The 23,188-nt window shown below is 64.2% G+C and carries 28 protein-coding genes; 12 read left to right on the plus strand and 16 right to left on the minus strand.

The window, feature by feature from the left end; translation table 11 throughout:
- Positions 1-151 precede the first annotated feature (151 nt).
- A complete protein-coding gene (locus tag ACSJDX_RS05910) occupies positions 152-544 on the plus strand; it encodes a YsnF/AvaK domain-containing protein (RefSeq protein ID WP_126893730.1) in 393 nt (130 codons plus the stop codon).
- A gap of 106 nt (positions 545-650) precedes the next feature.
- Here ACSJDX_RS05910 and ACSJDX_RS05915 read toward each other — a convergent pair whose 3' ends face one another.
- From ACSJDX_RS05915 to ACSJDX_RS05975, 13 genes are all read right to left on the minus strand, one after another.
- The gene (locus ACSJDX_RS05915; protein ID WP_438354630.1) at positions 651-1,610 is read right to left on the minus strand and encodes a diacylglycerol/lipid kinase family protein; all 960 of its coding nucleotides are present in this window, start codon (positions 1,608-1,610) and stop codon (positions 651-653) included.
- Between the two features lie 78 nt (positions 1,611-1,688).
- Positions 1,689-1,895, minus strand: coding sequence for a hypothetical protein (locus ACSJDX_RS05920; protein WP_270367137.1), 207 nt, complete (start codon positions 1,893-1,895; stop codon positions 1,689-1,691).
- Positions 1,896-1,963: 68 nt separating this feature from the next.
- Positions 1,964-2,134, minus strand: coding sequence for a CsbD family protein (locus tag ACSJDX_RS05925; protein WP_270367135.1), 171 nt, complete (start codon positions 2,132-2,134; stop codon positions 1,964-1,966).
- 52 nt (positions 2,135-2,186) lie between these two features.
- Positions 2,187-2,351 carry a hypothetical protein gene (locus tag ACSJDX_RS05930; protein WP_281652808.1) on the minus strand — a complete coding sequence of 55 codons (165 nt, stop codon included), beginning with the start codon at positions 2,349-2,351 and terminating at the stop codon, positions 2,187-2,189.
- A gap of 63 nt (positions 2,352-2,414) precedes the next feature.
- Positions 2,415-2,960 carry a hypothetical protein gene (locus tag ACSJDX_RS05935; protein WP_126893727.1) on the minus strand — a complete coding sequence of 182 codons (546 nt, stop codon included), beginning with the start codon at positions 2,958-2,960 and terminating at the stop codon, positions 2,415-2,417.
- A 41-nt stretch (positions 2,961-3,001) separates the two neighbouring features.
- The gene (locus ACSJDX_RS05940; protein WP_270367132.1) at positions 3,002-3,268 is read right to left on the minus strand and encodes a GlsB/YeaQ/YmgE family stress response membrane protein; all 267 of its coding nucleotides are present in this window, start codon (positions 3,266-3,268) and stop codon (positions 3,002-3,004) included.
- Positions 3,269-3,299: 31 nt separating this feature from the next.
- Complete coding sequence (locus tag ACSJDX_RS05945; protein WP_438354631.1) at positions 3,300-3,551, minus strand: hypothetical protein; 252 nt, start codon at positions 3,549-3,551, stop codon at positions 3,300-3,302.
- Between the two features lie 12 nt (positions 3,552-3,563).
- A complete protein-coding gene (locus ACSJDX_RS05950; protein WP_126893724.1) occupies positions 3,564-3,770 on the minus strand; it encodes a hypothetical protein in 207 nt (68 codons plus the stop codon).
- A gap of 29 nt (positions 3,771-3,799) precedes the next feature.
- Complete coding sequence (locus tag ACSJDX_RS05955) at positions 3,800-4,414, minus strand: hypothetical protein (RefSeq protein ID WP_126893723.1); 615 nt, start codon at positions 4,412-4,414, stop codon at positions 3,800-3,802.
- Complete coding sequence (locus ACSJDX_RS05960) at positions 4,411-4,932, minus strand: DUF6286 domain-containing protein (protein ID WP_438354632.1); 522 nt, start codon at positions 4,930-4,932, stop codon at positions 4,411-4,413. The genes ACSJDX_RS05955 and ACSJDX_RS05960 overlap by 4 nt, the downstream gene beginning before the upstream one ends.
- Before the next feature lie 59 nt (positions 4,933-4,991).
- Positions 4,992-5,399: a hypothetical protein gene (locus tag ACSJDX_RS05965; RefSeq protein WP_270367124.1), complete on the minus strand. Its 408-nt coding sequence runs from the start codon at positions 5,397-5,399 to the stop codon at positions 4,992-4,994.
- On the minus strand, positions 5,399-5,587 hold the full coding sequence (locus ACSJDX_RS05970) for a DUF2273 domain-containing protein (RefSeq protein ID WP_270367123.1): 189 nt from the start codon (positions 5,585-5,587) through the stop codon (positions 5,399-5,401). Before ACSJDX_RS05970 ends, ACSJDX_RS05965 begins: the two co-directional genes overlap by 1 nt.
- Entirely contained in the window at positions 5,584-6,060 is a 477-nt protein-coding gene (locus tag ACSJDX_RS05975) for an Asp23/Gls24 family envelope stress response protein (protein WP_270367121.1), read from the minus strand. Before ACSJDX_RS05975 ends, ACSJDX_RS05970 begins: the two co-directional genes overlap by 4 nt.
- 155 nt (positions 6,061-6,215) lie before the next feature.
- Between ACSJDX_RS05975 and ACSJDX_RS05980 the strand changes: the two genes are divergently transcribed.
- The 8 genes from ACSJDX_RS05980 (at position 6,216) to ACSJDX_RS06015 (ending at position 14,783) form a co-directional block, all read left to right on the plus strand.
- Complete coding sequence (locus tag ACSJDX_RS05980) at positions 6,216-6,770, plus strand: RNA polymerase sigma factor (RefSeq protein WP_270367119.1); 555 nt, start codon at positions 6,216-6,218, stop codon at positions 6,768-6,770.
- Complete coding sequence (locus tag ACSJDX_RS05985) at positions 6,761-7,363, plus strand: Asp23/Gls24 family envelope stress response protein (protein WP_270367118.1); 603 nt, start codon at positions 6,761-6,763, stop codon at positions 7,361-7,363. The genes ACSJDX_RS05980 and ACSJDX_RS05985 overlap by 10 nt, the downstream gene beginning before the upstream one ends.
- Positions 7,360-7,710 carry a hypothetical protein gene (locus tag ACSJDX_RS05990; protein WP_270367116.1) on the plus strand — a complete coding sequence of 117 codons (351 nt, stop codon included), beginning with the start codon at positions 7,360-7,362 and terminating at the stop codon, positions 7,708-7,710. The genes ACSJDX_RS05985 and ACSJDX_RS05990 overlap by 4 nt, the downstream gene beginning before the upstream one ends.
- A 194-nt stretch (positions 7,711-7,904) precedes the next feature.
- On the plus strand, positions 7,905-8,345 hold the full coding sequence (locus ACSJDX_RS05995; protein WP_270367114.1) for a Rho termination factor N-terminal domain-containing protein: 441 nt from the start codon (positions 7,905-7,907) through the stop codon (positions 8,343-8,345).
- A gap of 408 nt (positions 8,346-8,753) precedes the next feature.
- The gene (locus tag ACSJDX_RS06000) at positions 8,754-9,581 is read left to right on the plus strand and encodes a hypothetical protein (protein ID WP_438354633.1); all 828 of its coding nucleotides are present in this window, start codon (positions 8,754-8,756) and stop codon (positions 9,579-9,581) included.
- The gene (locus tag ACSJDX_RS06005; RefSeq protein WP_438354634.1) at positions 9,578-11,611 is read left to right on the plus strand and encodes a Mu transposase C-terminal domain-containing protein; all 2,034 of its coding nucleotides are present in this window, start codon (positions 9,578-9,580) and stop codon (positions 11,609-11,611) included. The genes ACSJDX_RS06000 and ACSJDX_RS06005 overlap by 4 nt, the downstream gene beginning before the upstream one ends.
- The gene (locus ACSJDX_RS06010) at positions 11,611-12,660 is read left to right on the plus strand and encodes a TniB family NTP-binding protein (protein ID WP_438354635.1); all 1,050 of its coding nucleotides are present in this window, start codon (positions 11,611-11,613) and stop codon (positions 12,658-12,660) included. Before ACSJDX_RS06005 ends, ACSJDX_RS06010 begins: the two co-directional genes overlap by 1 nt.
- A 305-nt stretch (positions 12,661-12,965) precedes the next feature.
- Positions 12,966-14,783 carry a zinc-ribbon domain-containing protein gene (locus ACSJDX_RS06015; RefSeq protein WP_438354636.1) on the plus strand — a complete coding sequence of 606 codons (1,818 nt, stop codon included), beginning with the start codon at positions 12,966-12,968 and terminating at the stop codon, positions 14,781-14,783.
- A gap of 54 nt (positions 14,784-14,837) precedes the next feature.
- Here the strand turns inward: ACSJDX_RS06015 and ACSJDX_RS06020 are convergent, their stop codons facing one another.
- Together ACSJDX_RS06020 and ACSJDX_RS06025 are read right to left on the minus strand one after the other, a co-directional pair.
- Complete coding sequence (locus tag ACSJDX_RS06020) at positions 14,838-15,872, minus strand: metallophosphoesterase (protein WP_438354637.1); 1,035 nt, start codon at positions 15,870-15,872, stop codon at positions 14,838-14,840.
- Between the two features lie 105 nt (positions 15,873-15,977).
- A complete protein-coding gene (locus tag ACSJDX_RS06025; protein ID WP_438354638.1) occupies positions 15,978-16,364 on the minus strand; it encodes a hypothetical protein in 387 nt (128 codons plus the stop codon).
- Positions 16,365-16,422: 58 nt separating this feature from the next.
- Here ACSJDX_RS06025 and ACSJDX_RS06030 point away from each other — a divergent pair, with 58 nt between their 5' ends.
- From ACSJDX_RS06030 to ACSJDX_RS06040, 3 genes are all read left to right on the plus strand, one after another.
- Complete coding sequence (locus ACSJDX_RS06030) at positions 16,423-16,707, plus strand: helix-turn-helix domain-containing protein (RefSeq protein ID WP_438354639.1); 285 nt, start codon at positions 16,423-16,425, stop codon at positions 16,705-16,707.
- A 69-nt stretch (positions 16,708-16,776) separates the two neighbouring features.
- Entirely contained in the window at positions 16,777-17,040 is a 264-nt protein-coding gene (locus ACSJDX_RS06035; RefSeq protein ID WP_438354640.1) for an antitoxin Xre/MbcA/ParS toxin-binding domain-containing protein, read from the plus strand.
- Positions 17,041-17,110: 70 nt separating this feature from the next.
- On the plus strand, positions 17,111-19,768 hold the full coding sequence (locus ACSJDX_RS06040) for a DEAD/DEAH box helicase (RefSeq protein ID WP_438354641.1): 2,658 nt from the start codon (positions 17,111-17,113) through the stop codon (positions 19,766-19,768).
- A gap of 12 nt (positions 19,769-19,780) precedes the next feature.
- Here ACSJDX_RS06040 and ACSJDX_RS06045 read toward each other — a convergent pair whose 3' ends face one another.
- On the minus strand, positions 19,781-23,152 hold the full coding sequence (locus ACSJDX_RS06045) for a DUF499 domain-containing protein (protein ID WP_438354642.1): 3,372 nt from the start codon (positions 23,150-23,152) through the stop codon (positions 19,781-19,783).
- Positions 23,153-23,188: the final 36 nt, after the last annotated feature.

Raw genomic sequence — 23,188 nt, forward strand, 5'->3', positions numbered from 1 at the left:
TCCAGCGGGACCAGCCTCACCCCCCTCGATAGGACCCTTTGCTGATGCGCACGCTGCTCCGCTTCCTCCCCATCCTTCTGCCCCTCGTGCTGAAATTCGTCCGCTCGCGCCGCGCAGGTGGCGCCTCCGGCGCATCATCCCGTCGTCCCTGATGAACGCCCCCACTGAAGACACGGCCGGCATGGTGCGGCATGAGGAGCACCTACACGTCCATATCGAAACCATCCCGCGCGAGGTGGTGCACGTCGAGAAAGTGATCGTCACCGAGCAGCGCACCCTCACAGTTGAGGTGCGGCGGGAGGAGTTACGGATCACCCGCACACCCATCTCCTCGAACAACTCCCCAGACCTGCTGGCCGCCCCACGGACTCGGACACGGCCACCGATCGTGATGATCCTGAGGGAAGAGCGGCCCGTCATCTCTCTGGCGGTGATCCCGGTGGAGAAGGTGACCGTGGACGTCAGGGTGGACACGACCGATCACCATCTCAGCGAGTCGCTGCACCACGAACACATCGACGTGCGACACCCGCCCGCCACCTGACCCGCCCGGGGCCTGGGCGGGTCAGGTGTAGGTCGGGACCCCGATCCGGTCAGGATTCTCCCCCGCCGCCGCACTCGGGTGTCTGTGCGATGGGCGAGGGCGTGGGTTAGCGGATGTGGAGGGCGGCCGGCTGCACAGTCACGGTGAACGCGTGCGTATCACCGATCTGCTCCCCGTCGATCTCGAACGGGCGCGGCTCGGGGAGGGTCACTTCGAGCTTGCGGGCGCGGGCGTGGGTGACCGTGTGGGTGCTGGTGGTCTCCTCACTGTTGCCGATGAGACGTTTCAGACCGTTGTCCCACAGCATCGTCTTGAGCGTTCCCGCCCATTGCACGATCCCTTCCGCGCTGAGCAGCAGGTAGTCCAGTTCCCCGTCGGACGGGTCCGCGTCAGGCAGCAGGGTGAGCCCACCCTGCAGGGTGCCGCAGTTGGCGATCAGCAGGGTATGGCCCTCTTCGTCGCGGGTGGGTTGGTCATCGGCGGTGATGTGAAACGGCACGATATCGCTGGCGGACAGCGCACGGCCGAGAGATTCCACATAGGCCAGCCAGCCGACTTTGTCTTTAAGGTCGTCGTTGGTTTCGTCGATCATGTGCGCGTCGATCCCGAAACCGACCATCACCACGAACCCGTGTCGCTCGTGCCCCGCAGCGAGGTCCACGTCCACCCACCCGATATCCACCGGACGGGCCTGCCCGGTGAGTGCCCGGGCGAACGCGGCCGGCACATCGTTCAAAGGGATGTCGAGGTTGCGGGCCAGCAGGTTCCCTGTCCCCAGCGGAACGATGCCCAACTCCACGGGCGTGTCGGTACCGGCGAGGTGTTCGGCGACCGCGCGGACGGTGCCGTCGCCTCCGGCGACCACGATAAGGTCGGGATCCCACGCGATGGCACGTCGGGTGGCGTCCCCGCCAGGGTCATCCTCGCTGGTCTCCCACCAGGACACCTCGGGGGATGTCGTACCGGCAAGGACTTCAGAACCGGTGCGAGCGTCCTGCAGCCCGCTGCTGAGGGCATCCTGGTCGGTCTTGGACGGGTTCCATACGATCGCCAGTCGACGCATCATCGCGTCCTCTCCTTGTGCGATCCGCCGGACGACGAGGGCGGGTGCAGAATCCAGCCTCGCCGTCCGGCGGTCGGGTGCCTATTCGGCGTGTTCGTCTTCTTCGGGTTCGAAGGTCGACGCGGTGCCGGTGTTGCCGGCGGCGACCCCACCGGGGTGGTTGGGGATGGTGCCGTCTTCACCGAGCCCGTCGGGCTTGGGGGTGCCCTCCGGGTCGTGCGTGGGGACTTCCACGTCCGGTCCCTCCAGAGAGTTCTCGTCCGAGAGCGGTTTGTCGTGTTCGGTCATGATGTACTCCTTCGCAGGGTGAGCCGGTGGTGGGAGGAGGACGCCACATCCGCCTCCCACCGGACGGGCTACTTCAGTTCGTCCTTGACGTTCTCGACGCCCTTTTTCACCTTCGCGTCGGCCTGGTCGGCCACACCCTCGGCAGCGAGCTTGTCGTTGTCGGTGGCGTTGCCGATCTTCTCCTTGGTCTTACCGGTGAGGTCCTGGGCGGCGTTCTTGATCTTGTCGTCGAGTCCCATGAGCGGGTCTCCCTTCTCTCGCAGGCTCACACCGCGGGCGCGGCGTGAGTGGTCACTGACGATCAGTGTCGTCGATGACGGCGTCTTCGGCGGCAGCCATCGCCGCCGCACCCTCCTCGGGCGACTCGGACCCGGCAGCGGCGGCATGATCATCCGTCGTATCGTTGCGATCCTCGGGCGTTGCCGAAGCGTTCTTCTCGCTTGATGTCTCCGTCATTCGGACTCCTCAGTGAATGGTGTCGACGTGGCCGGAAGTCGGCAGGACCGCCGGCGTTGGGGTCTAGCGGTGGGTGAGGCGTCGCAGCAGCCCGACGACGGGGCGCTGCTGCTCACCCTGCTGCGCGCCGAGCACGATGAGTGCGCCGGTGAGGGCGGGCAGCACCCACTGCAGGACCTTCTGCTGACGCTGCACCGCGATCAGCTCGTCCGGCGCGTCCGGGTTCGGTTCGGTGACTCCTTCGCCGCCCGCATCAGCGTGCTTGCTGATCTTCGTGCCGAGGATCCCGGCATACAACGTGGCGGCGGCCGCGGCGATCGTAAGGACGAGTTTCACTTTCGTGTTGGTCCGCGCCTCGGGCTGGGATGCCAGCCTGCTCTTGTTCCCGAGGATCAGCCCGGCCCCGCCGGTGCCGTGCACGAGGATCGCGGCCAGCTGTACTGGCGCCCACCGCGCCCACCCGATCGAGGAAAGCCGGAGCCGTTCGGCGGGGTCGTGTGCTTTCGCCGTCGCCCCGTTCAACCCGACTGCGCCCATCAGGGTTCCGCCGAACCAGGCGGCAAGTCCGAGGTCGTGCATCGAGCGTACGAGCGTGTTGCGTCCAGCCATGGTGGCGTCCTATCTGTAGACGGTGCTGAATCGGGTGAGGGTCAGGCTTTGGACTTGCGTCCGACGATGAGGCCGTAGATGAGCAGGACGAGGATCGATCCGCCGATGGCGAGCAACCAGGTCTGCAGAGAGAAGAAGTCCTGCAGGGGGGCGTTGAAGATCAGCCCGCCCAGCCAGCCCCCGAGGAGGGCTCCGACCACACCGAGGAGCAGGGTGGTCAGCCAGCCGCCGCCCTGTTTGCCGGGGAGGATGAGTTTTGCCAGCGCGCCGGCGATAAGGCCGAGGAGCAGAAAGCCGAGGAATCCCATGATGTGTCCTTCGTGTAGGTGGTGGGGGTAGTTAGTTGCGGCGGGTGAGGGTGGTGATCAGGGCGAGGAGGCCAGCGAGGGAGAGGATGCCGATGGTGACCGTCCGGGTGGGGTTGTGCGCGTACGTGTCCCGCACCCAGCCGACCCCCGCCGCCACACCCTGCTGTGCCCGATCTACAGCTGCCGAAATGGCGGCGCTGATTTCTGCGGTCGTGGAGCCGACTGCTTCCGATGCTCGTTCCCCACTGTTGTAGTCGGGGTCGTTCTCGTCGTGGGTACTCATGGTTGTGCCTGCCTACTTGTTGAGCGCGCGAGTGAGCTTCCGGCTGCCTCGCCTACTTGTTGCGCGGGTTGTGCGGCGTGCGGAGCGCACCCCGGGGCTGTTCCACGCCTTCTTCGCGTTCTTTTTGATGGTGCGGTAGCGGCTGCGTCCGGCGCGCGCGCCGAAGGTGTACGCGCCGAACGCGATCGCCGCGACAAGCAGGATGCGTAGATAGGGCATCGGTGGTTCTCCTTTCCGGGGAGCCGAGGTCAGGCGAGGCGGCGTTCGTCGTGCGCGAGTTTGGCGCGCAGTCCGGAGTGCACGGAGATGTAGGTGGGGGTGTCTTTGCCGGTCAGGGTGGCGAGGTTGGTGACCAACTGGTCCACGTCCTTCACGACTTGCCGGGGTGAGGTGTTCTGCCTCGGGGTGACGCTGATGTGCATCACCGGCTGCTTGCGGATGTCGTTGGCGGTGACGGAGGAGAACAGGATTTCGTCCCGTTGAGTGAGGGAGTGTTTCAGCGCGTCCGAGACGAAGGATTCCTGCACCGTGACCCGTCCCAAAGAGGACTGGGACCCAGTGGACCGCAACACCGTGTGCGTGCGGCCCCCGCCGATGCGGGTGAGGGCGACGATCAGCAAGACCACCAGGAACACGATCAGTGCAAGCGCGGCGATCGCGATCCAGCTGACAGCGGTCGCGCCGATCCGAGTCTGGTCCACGGCGTCCTGCAGCCAGGATTGTCCGGCTTCGGTCGCTCCTGTCCAGTACTCGGTCGCGGTGGGCCAGGCGATGATGGTGATCAGCACCGCACCGATAGCGAGAAGGAGGAGTCCGATTAGGAACAGGAGAATCCTGTTCAGTGCACGGTTGGTGCGATTCATTGCTCATCCTCGTTCTGTTTCGGGCGCTCCACACGAACCCGAGGTTTCAGCGTCGGGGTGAGCTCGTAGGTGTCCAGCTCGGTCTGCACGATGGACTTCAGCGGGGCTTCGTCCAGCGGGACGCCGAAGCCGGGTCGGAGGGTGACATCGACGGTGCGGTGAGACACGCCGACGGTGATGTCCTCTCGGGATAGCCCGGTCTCCTCGCTGAGGTGCCGCGCGACCGACGAGGCGATCACCCCGTTATCGACCAGGACGGCCCGATCCCCGAACCGCATCTGGTGCTTGGGGAGGCGCCCGGGGGCAAGGGCGAAGAACAGGAACACCAACCCGATGACCGCCAGCACCGCACCGGCGAGGACGATGATCCACCCGGGTCGTTCGGTGGGCAGCCCGATCAGGAAGCGTGCTTGCGCGTCAGGAGCCAGAAGCAGCGCCGGCTGGGCGAGGAGGGACAGGACGATCTCCGTGCCCAGGTAGGCGAGCACCAGGATCATCAGCGCCACGGCGATAACCATCGCGACGGTGCGGGGGGAATGGGATTCCCGGCGCAGCACACGCCGGAGTGCGGGGGTACTCATCGGACTCGTTTCTGCTCGGCGATCACGGCGCCTGTGATGGTGACGTTCACCCGGGTGACCTCGCGGCCGGTGATTCGTCCGATGCGGTCGCGCAGCTGCTCCTGGATGCCCGCGACCCGCTGCAGCACCGGGGGGCCAGCGGCGATCGCGGCCGTGTCCTCAAGGTTCGGGATCGGGAGGGGGGTACGGATGGTGACGGCCAAACCCCCACGCGCCTCGGCGACGTCCACCTTCACGTCACCCCGGTCCACCTTCAAGGTGGTCGCGGTGGCCTCCTCGGCGATTTTGACCAGGACGCGTTCTTTGACGGTGATGCGCCCGGGGTAGGACGACCCGCCGGGGGCTGCCCCGGCGGCGACCCGCGTGGGGCCCCCGCCGGGGAGGCCGGTTCCTGCCGCCACCATTACGAGGTGCGCCGGCCGGAGAACGCGTTCGCGAGGCCGCGCACGTCGAGCTTGCCCGACACCGCCCGACCCACGAGCGCGCCGATACCCATGAACAGGGCAACCAGGAGGAACCCCCAGAACCCAAAAAGTAGGATCGACACGGCGAGGATGACGCCGAGCAAGGCGCCGGTCACGGTCGGGCTCATGAGACGCGCGACTCTTCCTCGTGCTTGTCGTCGGAGGGCAGGTGCACGTCGTTGACCTCGACGTTGACCTCGACCACCTCGAGTCCGACCAGCGAGCTGATCGCCCCGGCGACCGCCGCACGGACGTTGGATGCGACGTCCTGGACGGGCATCGGGTACTCCACGACGATGGTGATGTCGGCGGCGGCCTGGGTCTCGCCGACCTCGACCTTGACGCCCTGGGCCTTGTCGTCCGCGTTCACGACGTTGCGGATCGCGCCGAGCGCGCGGGCTCCGCCGCCGCCGAGCGCGTACACCCCGGGGACCTCGCGGGCAGCGATACCGGCGACCTTGGCCACGACACCATCGGCGATGGTGGTCGTACCGGCGGCGGACTCGTCAGCGGTAGGGCGGGGAGCGAAGGAGCGGTCCACGCGGGACCCTGTGGCCAGCTTGGGCGCCGCGGGAGTGGTGGGGTTCATGTCTTCAGCCATGGGGATCCTCTAACGGTAGTGATGGGGCACGCGACGGTCTGGTCGGCCGCGGCGTCAGGGCGAGATGCTCGCGCTTACAATGTAAGAGTCGCCTGCGGGCGCATTCGTCACAAATTCGTCGGAAGATTTTCTGCGATATGAGTTCACGGCGCGACATGCCCTCCCCGGACCTGGCCGGCGTTGCCGACGAGATCCTCGCCGAGCGCGCCATCAGCGGGGATGCGGACGCGTTCAAGGCGCTCATCGTGCGGTATGGGTCACTCATCCGGGTATACGTGGCGCGGATCGTGGGATCGCTGACCGACGCTGACGACATCACCCAGGAAGCCCTCTACACCGCCTGGCAACGGCTCCAGGAGCTCCGCGACCCGGCCGCGGTAAAGCCGTGGTTGATGCGCGTCGCCAGCCGGCACGCGTTCGCCCACATCCGACACCGACCCCCCACCGAGCCGCTGCCGATCCTGGACGTGGCCTACCCCTCCGCCATGGAGCCCGAGACCGTTGCGATCCGCAACGCGCAACTGACCGCGTTAGCGGAGGCCCTAGACAGCCTCCCCGAACAAGAGAGACGCTGTTGGCTCCTCCGCGAAGTCGGAGAACTCAGCTATGACGACATCGCGAAAGAACTCGGCATCCCTCGATCCACCGTTCGAGGCCAACTAGCCAGAGCCCGCGCGAGCATTCATGCGCAGATGGAGGGATGGCGGTGAGCGATCGCAGCACCACCCGCGCGTTGGACTGCGGGAAAACCATCGACGAGCTCAGCGACTACCTCGCCATGGACCGGATCCCGTTTGACCCGACCATCGAAACCTGCCCGGAATGCCTCAACGCTCTGCACGCACTCGATCAAATCGCCCAACTCTCCCGTGATCTCCTCGACAACGACGCCGCGCACCTACCCCCTCCCCCCGCGGGGTGGTTGGACGCGATCATGACCAGCATTCACAACGACGTCCGCGCCGGCCGCTCGCTCCCCCTGCATCACCCCGACCCGCGCGTGCAGCTCAGCGTCAGCGAAGGTGCCGTGCGGGCGTTGCTGCGTTCCGTCGTTGATCAGATCCCCGGCCCCGTGATCGGCAAAAGCCAGATCAGCGGTGACGCCGAACGACTCGGCGCGCCCGTGACGATCAATGTCACGCTCAGTATCGCCTGGGGCACCCCGATGACCCCGACCGCGCACGATGTCCGGCAGCGCATCTACAACGCCCTGACCGAACACACCCACCTCAACGTCACCGCAGTCGACGTCACCATCAAAGACATCCACGGCTACAACACCAGCCGCAGGGAGCAGCCATGAACGCCGAGACCCCCGCCTCCGACCGACAACCTGCGTCCGTCCCCGACCCGAATACACTCACCGAATTCATCCGCGACGTTGACGGTGTCACAGACCTTTTCGCCCCCGCACCAGCGATCACCCAGGTCCCGCATTTGGTCAGCGCCATCGCCACCGGCCAGGACGAACGCTACAACCGTGTCGACATCGCGACCCGCGGCGTGGACACCATCATCACTGCACGCATCGGCGTCACACGCAGGGTCCCCGCCCCCGACACAGCACGCCACGTCGCCGACACCATCCTCGACAGCATTGGCGACTACCCCAACACGACCGTCGCCGTGCAGATCTCCCGTATCGCCTGAAGGCGGATCAACCCACACGCACGGGAAGACGCCGCCGGCCCGGCCGCGGCCGTGACCGTGACGACATCACAAAAACAGCCGAGTGGACCTGTCTAGCCAACGCTGCCGGAACTATCTAGAGGCGCCGGTATCCGCGCGTCTATGGTGGGGTGTCACGGTCGGAATCGGCCCGAACACATCTGGAGGTGCGCATCGTGGCGCAAACCAAGACAGACAAGAAGACGGCGAAAAAGGAGAAAAGAGATTCCGCGAAGGCCGCGCAAAAGGCCCTTGATCGCGCAGAGAAAGCCGTGCGAAAAGCACGGAAGGCGGTAGCTCGATCTTCCGAGGAGCTGCGCACTCGTGCTGAGAGGCTGGCCCATGAATCCCAGCAACTCTCCGCCACACACGCCGCTGCCACCCGACGCGGCGACACTCCCACCTACGATCAGGAAACCGAAAACCCTACGCCATTGCCGACCGCAGCACCCCGACCCCGCACGTCAGTGCGAAAAGTCCGGACCGCGCAGGCGCCGAAGCCTTCGACACCCACGCTGGCCGAACTCCGAACCCAAGCGAAAGAGCGGAAGATCACCGGGTACTACCGGATGAACAAGGCAGCGCTTCTCGCCGCACTTACCCCGCCACCCGTGTAAGAGCAACGCTCATGCCGCCATCACGAGGTACCTAAGCGGCGATCGGCTCCGACAGACGCTTGTCCCCCAAAACTGCTGGCAGCGCCGACGGCAGGATCGCATCTACTCAGGAAAGTGTCACGACAAAGACGCCCCGCACGCACCCGAAGCCCCCGGATGCCGTGACATCCAGTGTCATCTCACGGCGTTCCCGACACCCGCGTTCTGTCGGGAACGCGTTCCGGTGACACAAACCGGCGTTGCGTGACACAGTCGGGCGGTCGAATGACATCGAGTGTCACGACACGCCGATGACAACGACGGCTTGTTCTTCACCGGGGAAGAACATCGGAACTGGATAGAGGAGCGATGGGGCTCCGATCAGCCCATCGTCCTCGCAACGTCAGACACCGACTTCGCTTGCGAGAGGTGATGCGGGTGCTCCCAGTGGCTGGGCCTCAGCAGATCGTCCCCCGACGCCGTACATCGTCGACTGAGCTGCATTGGATTTCGCGCCCGGACGACAGCGCGCATCAGAAGATCGGCCAGCACGAATGGGCTGTCGTCGGACGGGATCTCGGCGATCGAGACTGGACGGCGATCGATCCTCAACCCTTGCGCAGGTCGAAAGGCGTCCGCTTCCGATTCACTCCCAGCCTGTACTTCTGGCAGCCGACCGGGACACACGTGTGGTGCGAGTCTCAGGAAGAGCGCTGGGAGGTCCTCTGGTTGGAGTTCAGCGGACAGGTGGAGAAGCTGTGGGCGCAGTCGGTAGCGATTACCTTCGGGCACGGATCGCGGCTATCGGGATACTCGCACTTTCCGGATCTGCTGGCGCTCTTCACCGATGGCTCATACGGGCTTCTCGACGTGCGTCCCGCCGACCGAGTCGACGGCGCGGCGCGCGTTCAGTTCGGTGAGACCGCGGCCGTTTGTGATGCGCTCGGGTGGCGCTACCGAGTGCTGACTGGCCACGACAAACGTGCGACCGGCAACCTCGACTGCCTGTCTGCTTCTCGCCACGACCGCTGCCGACCTGGCCGCGAGACCGAAGCGCTCATTCTGAGCGCAGCACGCGGAGGGCGAAGCCGCGGCGATCTCTGTCGGATCGCTTCTCCCGACTGCCCGCCACTCGCGTGCGCTTGGGTCGACAACCTTGCATGGCGCCGTCTACTTCACGTCGATCTCGGGGGTGTGTTCAGCAGCGAGACGGTCTATACGACAACGGAAGCGACATCGATAGGAGCGGCGGCATGACCAGCGAGGAGTACAAGCTCAAGCTCGGCGACAAGGTCGAGATAGGCGGTGATCTTTGGGTGTGGGAGCGGGTGCGCCGAGGCGTGGAGGCAACACTTCGACGCGACGGCGTCGAGGACGATTGGCTCGTGATCTCGATGCCCGAACTCATCGGCTTCGCTGGCACCGCTCGTCGACAGTCGAGCACGCCGCTCCGCCCCACCTCAGCGGACTGGCCATCTGACGTGCTCGACATGGAGAAGCACCTGCTCGAGGTCTTCCGCGGCGTGCCGATGGACCCGAGCGCGGTCAGCGCGCGTCCGGGGTACGACCTCACCCAGACAACACAGGAGCAGCGAATCACTGCGAAGGTCGCTGAGTTGGCTGGCACCTCGCTCGCGCGCAGCCGCAAAGCGCTGTTCAACTACTGGAAGGTCTACGAGTCGGAGGGTGTCGCCGGGGTGGATGCTCGGTTGCACCCGAAGGGTCAGAAACGGCTGGTGATCAGCAAGGCGGATCCTCGCCTCATCGCCGTCATAGATAGCGAGCTCGACAGTCGAACCAACCTGCACACGAGCAGCCGCCGTCACTGCGCCGCCTTGGTCCGGCGCAGGTTAGAGGCAATGTATCCAGGCGACGCGATCTGTGACGTGAAGGCGACAACCCTTCAGGGATACATCAACGAGCGCGATGCTGGCCGGTACAGCTTCGCGAAGGCGACAACGCGTCGCAACGCGTCCAATAGTCCGGGTCGAGAGTACTTCTCCGGTAACGCTCACCGTCTCGGACAGGTGTGCGAGATCGACTCGACAACACTCGACGTCCAAGTGTGGGACGAGAAGGGCAACACCTTCCGCCCTACCGTGACGGCGCTCTTCTGCGTGGCAAGCAGAGTCCCATTGGCGTGGGCAATCCATGCCAATCGGCCCAACGGTTTCGACCACGCACTGCTGCTGGCCAGAGCAATCGTTGGCCGCAGGTCCGCGCCCGGCTCGTCCGCAGCCACACTGTCCGGCTCGGCGACCCTGCCCGTCGAGCTGATGACGAGGATTAATCCCTACCTCGACGACGAGTCGCTCGCTGTGCCGTGGATCTTTCCGCACGCGATCACCGTAGACGGCGGTGCCGATTTCCGCTCAGCTACGTTCGAGGCTGCCTGCCGAGCTTTCGGAATCACGATCGTCCTCGCCCCACCGAATGCCCCCGCGACCAAGCCGCATATCGAGCGAAACTTCGGAACGACATCGACGGATTTCGCGCAGTGGCTCGCAGGTTCGACGGGCAACTCGGTCCCCAACCGCGGGAAGCGAGACAACCCGACTCTCACGTTGGACTCGGTCCGGCTCGCATTTGATGCCTGGATCACCACGGTCTTCTTGAACAAGCAGCACGGCGGACTGCGCTCCCCCCTGTTCCCGGGTCGCGAGTGGACGCCGAACCAGATGTACGCGTCCCTATTCGAGGTTGGTCCTGGAGTTCAGCTTCCATTCAGAGCGGAGGACTTCCTCGCCCTGCTCCCCTCCGAAGGCCGGATCATCAGCAACGAGGGGATCGAGTTCCGTAATCGCAAGTACGACTCTCCGTTGCTGTCGGACCTTCGGAATCGCTCGCTTTCAGGCGCTCCCGCCGGCTCGCGTCAGGCCCGCACCTTCGACATACGCTTCGATCCTTGCAACGACAATGCCGTCTGGGTCCAGCACCCTGAAACCGAGGAATGGATCGAGTGCTGGGATAAAGCGATCGACGACCGGGCTGCCTGGATGGCTGCCGAGACCGAGGTCCGCCTGGTCGAGCGCTTCGGAACCGGGGCGCCCGGCGAGATGCCGCGGACGGCCGAGTTCCTCGACGAAATCGAACAAAGAGCTCGAAGCGACAAGCAGGCGCGAAACCGTCAGCTCAAGCCATCCACCGGTGGGTCAGGCGATGTCGCAGCTCCGGTCATTGAACCCGTCCCGTTCGAGCTAGCTGAGTGGGCCACGCCGGTGAACGTCAGCGATATCGACTGGAGTTCCTCTCGCTATGACATCGTCACGATGAAAGACCTGAGCTAGTGATCCTCGACTCGCTCGTACTGGAGCACTCAAGCAAGACAACGCTCCCCGGTCTGCGCGAGGCGCTCGATGCGATGCCCCCTATGCCGCCCGCCCTCTCGTTCGAGGACTATTGCCTGCTTCCCGCGGATCAACGCGCGCTCTATGACCAAGCGCGCGACGATTATGTCCGGCTCACGCTGCGAGTGCCGACACCCGAACAGGATCTCAGTACCGGACTTCTGGCGAGACTCATCAAGACAAACCCCCGCCGCAAGAATTCGCGAAGGGGCCTGATGATCTCGGCGCCACTGTTCTATGGCAAGACCGAACTCGCCCTGCTCCTCGCTCGCTCCGTGGAGAACGATCACAGGAAGCACTTTCCGGATTACGTCGACGCCGGGGAAGTACCTGTCGTATGGGTAGAGATGACCGAGAACGCCACCGGAAAGACGTTGCTAGCACAGGTCATTCGATTCCTCGCTCCTACAGCGGTCGTGGCAAAGTCCAGCAACACCGACGCGCTCCGCGTGGAGGCTCTGAACCTCCTGCACGTCCATCGGACGAAGCTGCTAGTAATCGACGAGGCTCACCATCTGGGTGGCACTGAGCCATCGAGCGTCATCAAAGCCTTACAGAATGAATCATCGACGACGGTGGCGCTCGTTGGGATCAGCCTGGGCAGCGGCAAGGCATTCGGATCCGGCCACGGTATGCAGGTCACGATGAGATGCGACATGGTCGAACTTCGCAGGGTCGACATCTCGGTGGACGACGGGCTGGCGCTTTGGACACGCTGGGTGGCCATCTTCGACCGCAATCTACCCCTCTGCGACCACGTCCCTGGCACGCTCACACTCAACGCTCGCGCTCTCCATGCCGCGGCGCACGGAAGGCTCGCGCTGCTCGCCATGACGGTCGAGCGGCTGGTTGCTTCGATCCTCGACGACCCCGATCGCCCGAACGAACAGGTGACTCGTGAGCAGCTCTTCGCGGTCCTCGACGGACTGCAGCACACCACACCACTCCGGCACAAAGTGAAGTTGAAGGATCTGGTCGAAGCCGCATGAGCGACATTCGGACGTGGCCGATTCGCCCCAAGTGGCATCGTTTTGAATCCCCACGCTCCTACGCCCAACGGCAGTGCCAAGCAGCCGGGGTTCCGTTCGGCAACGTTGAGCGAGGACTCACGTCTCCGACACAGCCGTACATCTACCGGGTGTGGACGGACGAGGCCGCAGCCGCCGTCATTGTCGAGGCTGCTGCGGGACGACCGGAGGGTCACTACCTTCGCTTGCGAGACATCGCACAGCCTGACCCATCCGCGACCTATCCCCCGCGCTTCCTCTGCCGACTTTGCGCTGCTGGCGATCGCGTGGAGCAGATCCCGCACGATCGTGAAAACTGGTGCCTCAGGCATCCGGGCCAGATGGTGTGGATGGGTCCAGGCACGACGCGCGAGACCCAGCTGGTGGCCGAGCGCGGCGATGCTCAAGCGAAAGCGGAGTGGCGATTCCGGCGTTTGGTGGCCTCGGGACGAATAAGCCCCCGACTACATGCCCGGGTATGGGAGATGGTCCGCGATAACGCGTGGCTGACCCGCCCCGCGGGATGGAAACCGGAACTGGTGCCGCTCGTCACCGCCCACGAGACCGACGGACGTGCAGCGCTCTTCCCCGAAACAGTCCGCGTGCTTGAACTGCTCTCCAACTCAGCCCTCATCGACCAGTGGGTCGGACTCTCATCGACACAGCTCCGCATTGCAATCGCGTCGTCACTTTCCTTCGGCCACGCGCCGATCGATGTGCTGGTGGAACGCATCGTGCTTTGGTTGCGACCGCGACGCCGCAAAGTCGAACCGACACGCATCGATCCGGTCGACGTGCCGCTCGACATCGTTGACACTCCCGCGATCATCGACGTCACCGCACCTTACCCGCTGTGGATACAGCGGCGACCGCATTCTGTCGCGGAGTGGAACTTCGGCCGCAATGATCCGAGCCGCGATCCTTGGGAACCGCGCGGAACATCGGTCAAGGCATGGTGGGTCTGCGATGCGGGGCACACGTGGGAGACAACGCCGTACGTGCGATCGGTAGGGGGCTGCCCTCATTGCTCAGGCCAAGCCGTCTGGCCGGGGCACACTGACCTCACTTCACAGCATCCCGCTGTCGCTGCCGAGTGGGACCGCGCTCCTGGAGCGAACGCGGGCGATCCGGACCGTGTTGGCGCGCGCTCCAATCGCCGCGTCAACTGGGTCTGCGATGAGGGTCACCGGTGGGCGGCAACGATCAACAACCGCACACGGAACGGGTCTGGGTGTCCCTTCTGCGCTGGGAACAGGGTCGTCCGTGGAAAGACGGACCTCGCAACGGTGCGACCCGATCTTGCAGCGGAATGGGACTTCGATCGGAACGGCGAACTTACGCCGCAGGTCGTAGGCGCCTTCTCAGCGACGAAGGTCTGGTGGAGCGGGTCATGCGGCCACAGCTGGGACGCTGCGATCAACAACCGCTCTAGCGGAACGGGCTGTCCGGTCTGCGATGGCAAGCGACCCATCAATGGAGTGACAGATCTTGCAACCGTCCGGCCAGACCTCGCCGCGCAGTGGCACCACAGCAACAAGCTGCGGCCGGACGAGATCGTCCCCGGATCCGGCAAGCAGGTCGTCTGGCAATGCGCGACGGGGCACACCTGGACGGCTGCTATATACCGGCGGCACGTCCTCGGCACAGGATGCCCCTACTGCTTCGGAAAGTACGTGATCCCCGGCAAGACGGACCTCGCCACGCGCCGGCCTGATCTGGTCACCGAATGGGACGACTCAAACGCACTCAGTCCTCGAGATGTGCCGGCAGGTTCTAAGCGCCGCGCGACGTGGAGATGCAAGCAGGGACACCGCTGGGAGGCTGTGATCTCGAGTCGAAGCGGCCCACAGAACAGCGGTTGTCCCTACTGCTATGGACATCGCGCGATACCGGGAGAGACGGACCTGGCCACTTTGCGGCCCGACCTTGCCGCGGAGTGGGATTTCAGCAACAAGTCGCGACCCGAGCGGGTGAAGCCAACCTCTCAGTCCAAGGTCTTGTGGCGATGCTCGAGTGATCATGTCTGGGAAGCGACTGTGGTCAACCGCGTGGATGGGCTCGGGTGCCCTCGCTGCCACAGGGTCGTCGACATGCCGGATGGCTAAACGAATCGAGAACCGACACGCTCGGTTGCTCGCATTCGCGCAATCGGCAGCTGTCTACTCGCGACCCGCGGCCTTGGACCGCCAGGCACGATCGGCGATGCGCCGATACGCATCCTCGTCGAGTAGATCAAGGGTGTACGCATACTGCACTGCGTCAAGGCTGTTCGGCCGGGATTCCCAGTCATCCGTGAGGCCCCGAGTTCGGTGCTGCGGTTCGAACTGCCACGTCAGCAAGGCCGCGACGAGATCGTCCTCCGAGATTTCACCGTCCCGGGCACGCCGGACGAGGTCCATGGCCGTCACGGGCGCGTTTGTCACGTCGTCTCCGTCGGTCACGGCGCGCCCTCTTCGCCGGTCGTCCAGGGCTGGCGTGTCGAGGGTCGGGAGCTCGATCCCGAATCGCTCCGCGACTCTTGACAGGGGCGTTTCGTCGCCCGTCGTTCTTTCCCTGACGATCGCGACGATTTCGTCGTCCTCGCGGCGGAGATCTTCAAGCCAGGCGTCAATCATCGAGAACGGGATGGGCGCGTAACCGAAGGCGTCGATGCCGACGTGGAACTGATTTCCTACAGGCCCGTTCCATCGATCGTGGGTGTGGCCGTGCAGCAGTGGAATGCCGTGGTCGATAGGGCGATGTGCCGTGTGCCGGTCTTGTTCCTGGGTGTCGCCGGAGTACGGGTAGTGGGACGCCAGAAGTCGCAAACCACGCCGGGCACCCTCTATGACTTCCGGAAGAACAGTCCAGCCCGACTGTTCGTAGAGTGGCATGAATCGCTCGACCGCGGATCGGGACTGCGTCGCGGGCGACACTCGGTCGTGGTTACCTGGCACGAGGAACTTGCGCCCATTGAGCTGCGCGGTCAGCGGCATCGACTCAGCGATCGGGCCGAGCGCGACATCGCCCAAGTGCAGAACAACCTCGTCGGGACCGACCACCTGATTCCACCGGCGGATTAGCTCGGAGTTCATCTGTTGGACTGATTTGAACGGCCGACCAGCGAGCTCGCTGATGCGCGCGTGACCGAAATGAGTGTCCGAGGTGACGAAGCCGACCTGGTCAAAGTCGAATGTCGGGTACTCCGCGTTCACTTGAGCATTCCTGTCCCTGACTCCGATCCTGCACGCGCTCCACCCTGCATCTCGACTGAGAGTTTCAATTGTCCAACGCGGCGTTGCACGATGTGCGCACTCTTCTCACCCCCGCGGCTCCGCCGCCAGCAGGGCAGGACTGCCTGGGCGAACAACTATGTCGACTCCAGCGACGAAGCTGATCGCGCCCAACCTGCACCAGTAGAGCAGGAGCCAATCACGAAGGAGCTGCAGTTGAGCCGACTGCGCTGACAACGGCCTCTTACGATCGTCGATCACAGCGAGCCAATCAGTCGGCTCGAACATCGAGTCCAGGAGTTCATCGGCGGTCGGGCCTTCTGCGTGCTCATCCCACCAAGCGCAGGTGGCCTCGTAGGCGTGCAGAGCAGTTGGGGCGCCGTTCGGCTCACCCACGAGGCGGATGAGAACTTCGAGGAAGGGATCGCGGACGGCCATCCGAAACGGCTCGACCTCGACGAGTTGCGTCGCCATGTGAGCAGAATGCCAGATAGATCGAGCCATTATCGACAGGCCTCGCCGTCAGCCTGAGATGGTGCGTAGTCCTCTGGCCTTTCCGTCTGGCTGGGACAGGTACGTCGCAGAGATCGGCGCGAACATCCATCGGGTTCGCATTGCGCGCGGATATAGCCAGGATCGCGTCGCATATGAGGCGAATCTCAGCCGCTATACGTACCAGCAGCTCGAGCGCGGACGGTCTAGCCCCGAGCGAACCTCCAATCCCAGGTTGATGACCCTTCTCGCTATCGCGCAGGTGTTGAAGGTTTCGCTCGACGAGCTCCTGCCCGATCAAATGCCCGACCTCACAGCCCGCTGATCGTCTAAACCGGAACAGATCACACGGCCCTCGATTCCCTGGTGGCTCGCCGTTCGATAAGTTCGGGCCATGACTGACGGTACGCAGGGCGCGCTGTTTGGCCCGGACGCCGCGCGACTTGGACGGGACTTGATCGATGAGGGCCTCGCGAGTGACATCGCTATTGTTCGGGGAAGACTGGCCGCGCTGTGGACTGAACCCGCGATCGACGTCTGGTTGACGAGCGCCAACGCCCATCTCGATGGGGCGCGCCCATGCGACGTCCTGGCTTTGGAGGGTTTGGCGGCCGTGGTGGAGGCCGTGGACGTGGAAGTGGCCGGTGGTTCGCGATGAACGGTCCTTTAGAACGTGCCGTCGACACCATGTACGCCGGCGTGCGCGCGCGCCGAGAGCCTCTGGCCGCATGAACCGGGATGAGCTTCAGCACTTTCGCGCGATCACGAGCGAACTCTCGACCTGGTCGGCCCACGCGCAGGCGATCCTCGAGCATCGGGCACGGTCCATGGAAGCTGCCGCATCGGCGGTGGCCTCCATCCGTCAAGATCTTCAGCCCATTGCGATTCGGGGTCGCGTCCAATGGCGGGCGCTGATACTCCGTCCGGCTGATAGCCGTCGACTCGCCGCAATCGCTCACCATGCCGCGCTATCGCCGATCACCGAGGCCGAGGCGGGATGGATGCAGCGGCTTGCTGTGGAAGTGTCTCGAGCTCTGACTGAAGCGAAGGCGGCCAGTGGCCTGCGGCGTATGTTCAGCAACGCGGATACGAAGCAACGAGCGGATAGCGCCGGTGATTATCTGGTCCGCTTTCACTCATGGGCTTCGGGAGCAGCGGTGCCGGCCGTTCTGACACGAGTGGACGACCGTCACCGACAAACACCGGACGTCACCGTCAGCGCAGTACTCGATCCACGAGTCGGGCTGATCGCCCGCATAGCCGACCTCGGCGCACCTCGTCTCATGAGCTTGTCCGTGGTGGCCGAGCTACCGCGATCGATAAGCACCGTGCAGCGCGCCCTTGGGAAAGAAGCGTCACATCGAAAGAGAGCGGTCGAGGCTGGGATCGAAGTCCGCCGGAGTGAAGCGCAACGAATCATTGCTGAGATGCCGATCGATCGGCTCAAGGACGCTACCCGAGAACGCATTCGCACGGCCCCGCTCACCGAGGCGGGGTTCCGCACCGTCCAGGACGTCTTCATACACCAGGATCGCCTTCACCATTTGTCGGGAATCGGCGCGACGACGGCCAGCCGCATCCGGGGAGCCGCTCAGACTCTGTGGCAGGCAACCTATGAGGAGATGCCTATTCGAGTGGACATCGCCAAGCCAACAACGCAGACGTCGGAGCTTCTTCGGGCTCTCAGCACCTGGGACGCAACGCGCAAGACGCGGAACGCCACCGCGGATCTTGCGCGCGTGGAGGCACTCGCGCCGCTCGCGCGCACCTTAGATCGGCAAGCCTCCGAACTACTGGTGATCGCCAGGGACAGCACCCACGACGATTTCGCCGCGGCAGTCAGAGCTGTGGATGCGCGCGCTGAGCTGGTGGCCAAGGCCGAGCGAGCCGCCGTGCCGGCCGATCCCTGGCAGGACTTCATGAGCCGACCAGCCGACTACTTCGCGATGCTTCAGGAACTCGGTTTCCTCACCGAAGACGAAGCAGCGGTCGAGGGCGGACTTCCAGAAGAGGTCATCGAGGCGGTGCGCCGATTCGAGCTCGACACTGAACATCTCACGGCTTCACTCCGCGGCTATCAGAGCTTTGGAGCTCGATTCGCGCTGGTTCAGCGCAAAGTCATCATCGGCGACGAGATGGGACTCGGCAAGACTGTCGAAGCCCTCGCCGTTCTCACACATCTTCGCTCCAAGGGCGCGCACCATGCTCTCGTCGTCTGCCCGGCCGCGGTAGTGACGAACTGGACGCGCGAAGTTCAGTCCAAATCAGCGCTACGCGCGCACAGGCTTCACGGTCAGGGGCGCGACTCCGCTCTTCGATCATGGACACGTCAAGGAGGTGTAGCCGTTACGACCTACGAATCGCTCGGGTGGCTGGCACCGTCCCTTGGCGATCTGGACGAGCTCGCGTGCGTTGTCCTTGACGAGGCGCACTACATCAAGAATCCAGCCGCTCAACGGTCGCAGCGTTCCGCCCGCCTCATCGATAGGGCAGATCGCGCGATCCTCCTGACCGGTACCCCGCTCGAGAACCGCGTCGAAGAGTTCAGAAATTTGGTCGGGTACGTCCGCCCCGATCTCATCGTGGATGCGACGGATCTCCGGCCACGGCTATTTAGACAGCAGGTCGCTCCGGCGTACCTTCGACGCAATCAGGAGGACGTCCTTTCCGAGCTGCCCGAGCTCGTGGAGGTCGATGAGTGGCTGCCGATGTCGAACGCGGACAGAGTTGCCTATCGGGACGCGGTGCACGCCGGCAACTTTGCAGCGATGCGCCAAGCCGCCATGCTTCAGGGTTCTCAATCGGAGAAGGTGAGCCGACTCGTTGAGATCGTCCAAGAAGCGGAGGACAACGGCAGGCGCGTGATCGTGTTCTCACATTTCCTCGACGTCTTGCGTGAAGTACATGCCGCGCTTCCCGGGCGGGTGTTTGGACCGTTGACGGGGGCGGTGCCCGCAGCACGTCGCCAGGAGATGGTCGACTCCTTCTCGGCGGCAGGGCAAGGAGCTGTCCTCGTGTCCCAGATTCTCGCCGGCGGCGTTGGCTTGAACATTCAGGCCGCATCGGTCGTCGTGATTTGTGAACCGCAGCTGAAGCCGACGACGGAGTGGCAAGCTATCGCTCGCGCCAGGCGGATGGGCCAGCTCCAGTCCGTACAGGTACACCGCCTGCTCTCCGAAGAGGGGGCAGATCTCCGAGTAACCCAAATCCTCGCGAAGAAGCGTGAGCTGTTCGCTGACTTTGCGGCAATTAGCGAGATCGCCGACACCGCGCCGGAGGCGATGGACGTGTCAGAGGCCGAACTCGTGCGCGAAGTCGTGGAGGACGAACGGCGAAGGTTGTTCTCTGGCTCGGCCCCGGAGCGTGACACGAACGCACCGGTGTAGGAACTCGCGAGGCTACTCCGACTCGAACTCATTCGTCGAGAACTTCAGCGTCGCGGCGTTCTCGCGAATGGTGCGGCGCTGCTGCTCTGTGAATGGCTCGGCGCCGATGGCGTCGATCGATAGGGAGATCTCGAGCTTTGCGCCCGTTGCCGCGAGGTTGGCGAGGACCTCGGCGGCGATCTTGGCAAAGTCCGCTGAGTATCGGTCAGCGTTGATCTTGACGTTGCCGACATAGCGCTTGGGGCCCGAGGACTCTCGTGCGCCGGGGCCTCTGCCGCCTCCAGACTCAAAATCGGCATCCGATTCTGCGCCGCTACGCGAGCCACCATCGTCCCCCGCTCCAGCGTCCGTTTCCGTGCCTGAAGCTGGGGGCGACTCACGTCGCTGCTTTTCAGCCGCCTCAGGCTTCACGATGAGAGTCGCATCGGTGATCGGACCGCGCCCCGATTCGCCGGGAAGCGAAAGACCGCCATAGTTCCCGGTTGCCTCGTCGAAAGACTCCGCGATCGCAAAGCCTTCGCTCTCCCAGAGCAGCGGCTGGTTGTCGATCGCGTCAATGAGCGCGTTCCGATCACGTAGTCGCGGCATGTAGGGGTACTGGGCGTACAGACTCCACAACGCTCCGACGCTCACGTGGCCGCCATCCCAGGCGGCAGGCACCTTGGATTCGAGGGCAAGCCGAATCGCACGCGCCGCGTGTTGCGTACTGTACGCGCCCGCACTGCCGAGCTTCTTGGCTACGCGATCGGCGAGTGAGGGCGCTTGCCCGTCCGCCTTGATCTCCTCGATCTCGAACGGCGAGCCTGGGTCGGGAGCGACCGGGTGAAGTACCCACTGGTACGTCAGCGCGAGTCGATCTTCGACCGTACGGCCAAACTGATCGCGCTTGTCGGACGCTTGCGCCAACTGTTGCGGGGTGAGGTTGAGCTCGTTCGACTTGTCAACGATCTCCTTCCACGCGAGGTACGACCGCGTCGCCTGGTCAAGTTCGGAAAGGCGATCGTCGTCGGGCGCGAGGAATACGAGCATGTTGCGATTCGTGCGGTTCGCGGTTCCCCGGCGTTCGGTCGCCTGCCGCGCGAACTCAACCGCTGGCGAGTCCCGCTGCTTCCGCTTCTGCGCGTAGCGCGGGTGCAGGATGACGAGGCGTGCATGGTCCGTGTCTGGGATGTCGCCCGAATCGCCCGACCCGACGTGTACGCCTGCGAAGTCGCTCCGCACGCGCTCCTCGCCGCGGAGCCGTCGAATGACCTCTGCCCACACGTCTTCTTGATGTAGCGCCTCCGCAGCATCCTTCGCACGACGACTGATATTAGCTTCGGTGTCGTACCAGTACTTCCCCGCGGAGGAGTAAAAGTACGTTGCCCGATCGCCCAACTGCGTCAAGGCCGAGTGGAAGTTGCCCACGACATCGCCCGGAACAGCGGTTCCGAGAAAGACTCGCTGCGTATCGATGCCCTTGTGCGCCGTGCCGATCGTTGGGGCGGCACCGAAGAAAACGGTCCGCGCTAGGCGCTTCGTCACCGATCGCTGGCCGAGCACGGGCTTCTCGTTATCGATGCGAGTTGGCTCGGAGTTTGTTCCGTCGACGTCTGCGTCAATGACCGCCTTCCACGAGTCAGGCAAGTACTGGGTTAGTTCGGAATTCACTCGCGCAACCGCGAGCGGAACAGAGGCGGGAAGGATCAGCGGCGCCTGATCGTCACCGACCCACAAAGCGTGGATCACCTCGTTCATGAGACGCAGGACACCGCGCGTTCGCTGGAAGCGCTCGAGCGAGGACCAATCTTCGTAGAGGCGATCGAAGAGCTCGGGATGTAGCGGATACGTCTGCTGGATCCGACGCGCATACTGCGGGTCTCGCGCTTCTTTCGGGAACTCACCGGCGTTCACGGCGTAGAACTCGCTGAACGCCTTTGCGGTGGCACTGATCTGAGCGAGTGAGGCAGCATCCTCCGCTTCGAAGAGTCTCTGCTTGACGATCCGGTAGGCCTCATCGGGCGACGCCGGCCGCCATTGGTCTGCAACTCTGCGCACCACGTTCTGGAGACGTTTCAAAGCCTCCTGCCCGTTCGATCCACCGACCTCTTCGTTGTGGCCGACGACGAAGCCCTTCGAATCGTCGCCGTCATGGGATGCCGGAATCGAGATCGCGAGCAGCACACCGGGGGTTGATTTGACTGCTTCTGTCAGTGACTGAGCAAACGTGAATTGCGTATCGAACGTGCCGCCGGCCAGATCGTCTCGACCGTAAAGCTGTCGGGCATACGCCACCCATTCGTCGACGAGGATGACCGCGGGAGAGTACTTAGCGAGAAGGTCATGCAGCACTCCACCCGGGTTGGTCCCGGCGCGGTCGTGAGCCTCGACCATGGCATAGCCATCGGCACCGCCCAGCTGCCAGGCGAGCTCACCCCACATCGTGTTGATGCGAGTACCGTCGTGATCCTCACCCTGCGGAGCGAAGTGGTTCCCCACCAGGGCCACGCGCGGCGCGTCAATGCCCTGCACGGGATACCCAGCGGAAGTGAGGAGTTCTTGCGCCTCTTGCGGAAACTTGCCAATTGGCAACCCGCCCGCGAGATGCCACAACGCGAGCATTGAGTGTGTCTTGCCGCCGCCAAAGTTGGTCTGCAAATTGATGACAGGCGACGCATTTTCGTCTCCTGACAACCGCCTCACCGCGCGACTGACGAGGTCTCGCAGTCCCTCGGTTAGGTAGGTGCGCGCGAAGAACTGGGCTGGGTCAGAGTACTCACCAGCAGTCTGAGAATCATTGCGGGCGACCTTGAACAAATCCGCTGCGAACTCCGATGCATGGAAGTTGCCAGTCGCTACCTCCTCGCGAGGCTTCAGCACCTGGCGCCACGGAGCGAGACCGGACGCCCCAGGAATGACCGTCGACGTGCGGAGCGCCTTCTGATCTTGCTTACCCGTCGCAATCCGTCGAAGGTCAAGCCGAATGGCATCAACCTTGTCCGCGGCATAACCCTGGCCGATCGCAGTCAGGAGCTGGCGGGCCTGATCGAGTGCCCGCAGCGCGGTGTCATCGTCAAATGACTTCATGTGGGCCCAGTCGTTGCGCACGTCCTTGAGGAGAGTGGCGTACGCCTCGTCGGCGCGGGTGAACACTCCCCTAAACGGACGCCAGTTCGCCTTGTAGCGAGCGGTGATGTTCTCAGTCAGCAGCCGAATCTGCACCTGCGGGTCGTCTCGGCTGTACTCCTTGCCGACGATGCCCTTGTCGCCATCCACCGCGGCGATGAGAAACGTCCAGTCCCTCTCCCCTATCTCCGGTCGGAGGGTGTCGCTGATGAACGCATCAAGCGCCTCCGCGACGATCTCAAACATTCTGCCGATGCGGTCACGATTCGACGTCGCCATTGATTAGTCCTCCTGAGGCTCAAGGCTAGCCGGACA

Origin of the sequence: Microbacterium fluminis, assembly GCF_051549805.1 — a bacterium.
In the GTDB taxonomy this organism is placed as follows: Bacteria; Actinomycetota; Actinomycetes; order Actinomycetales; family Microbacteriaceae; genus Microbacterium.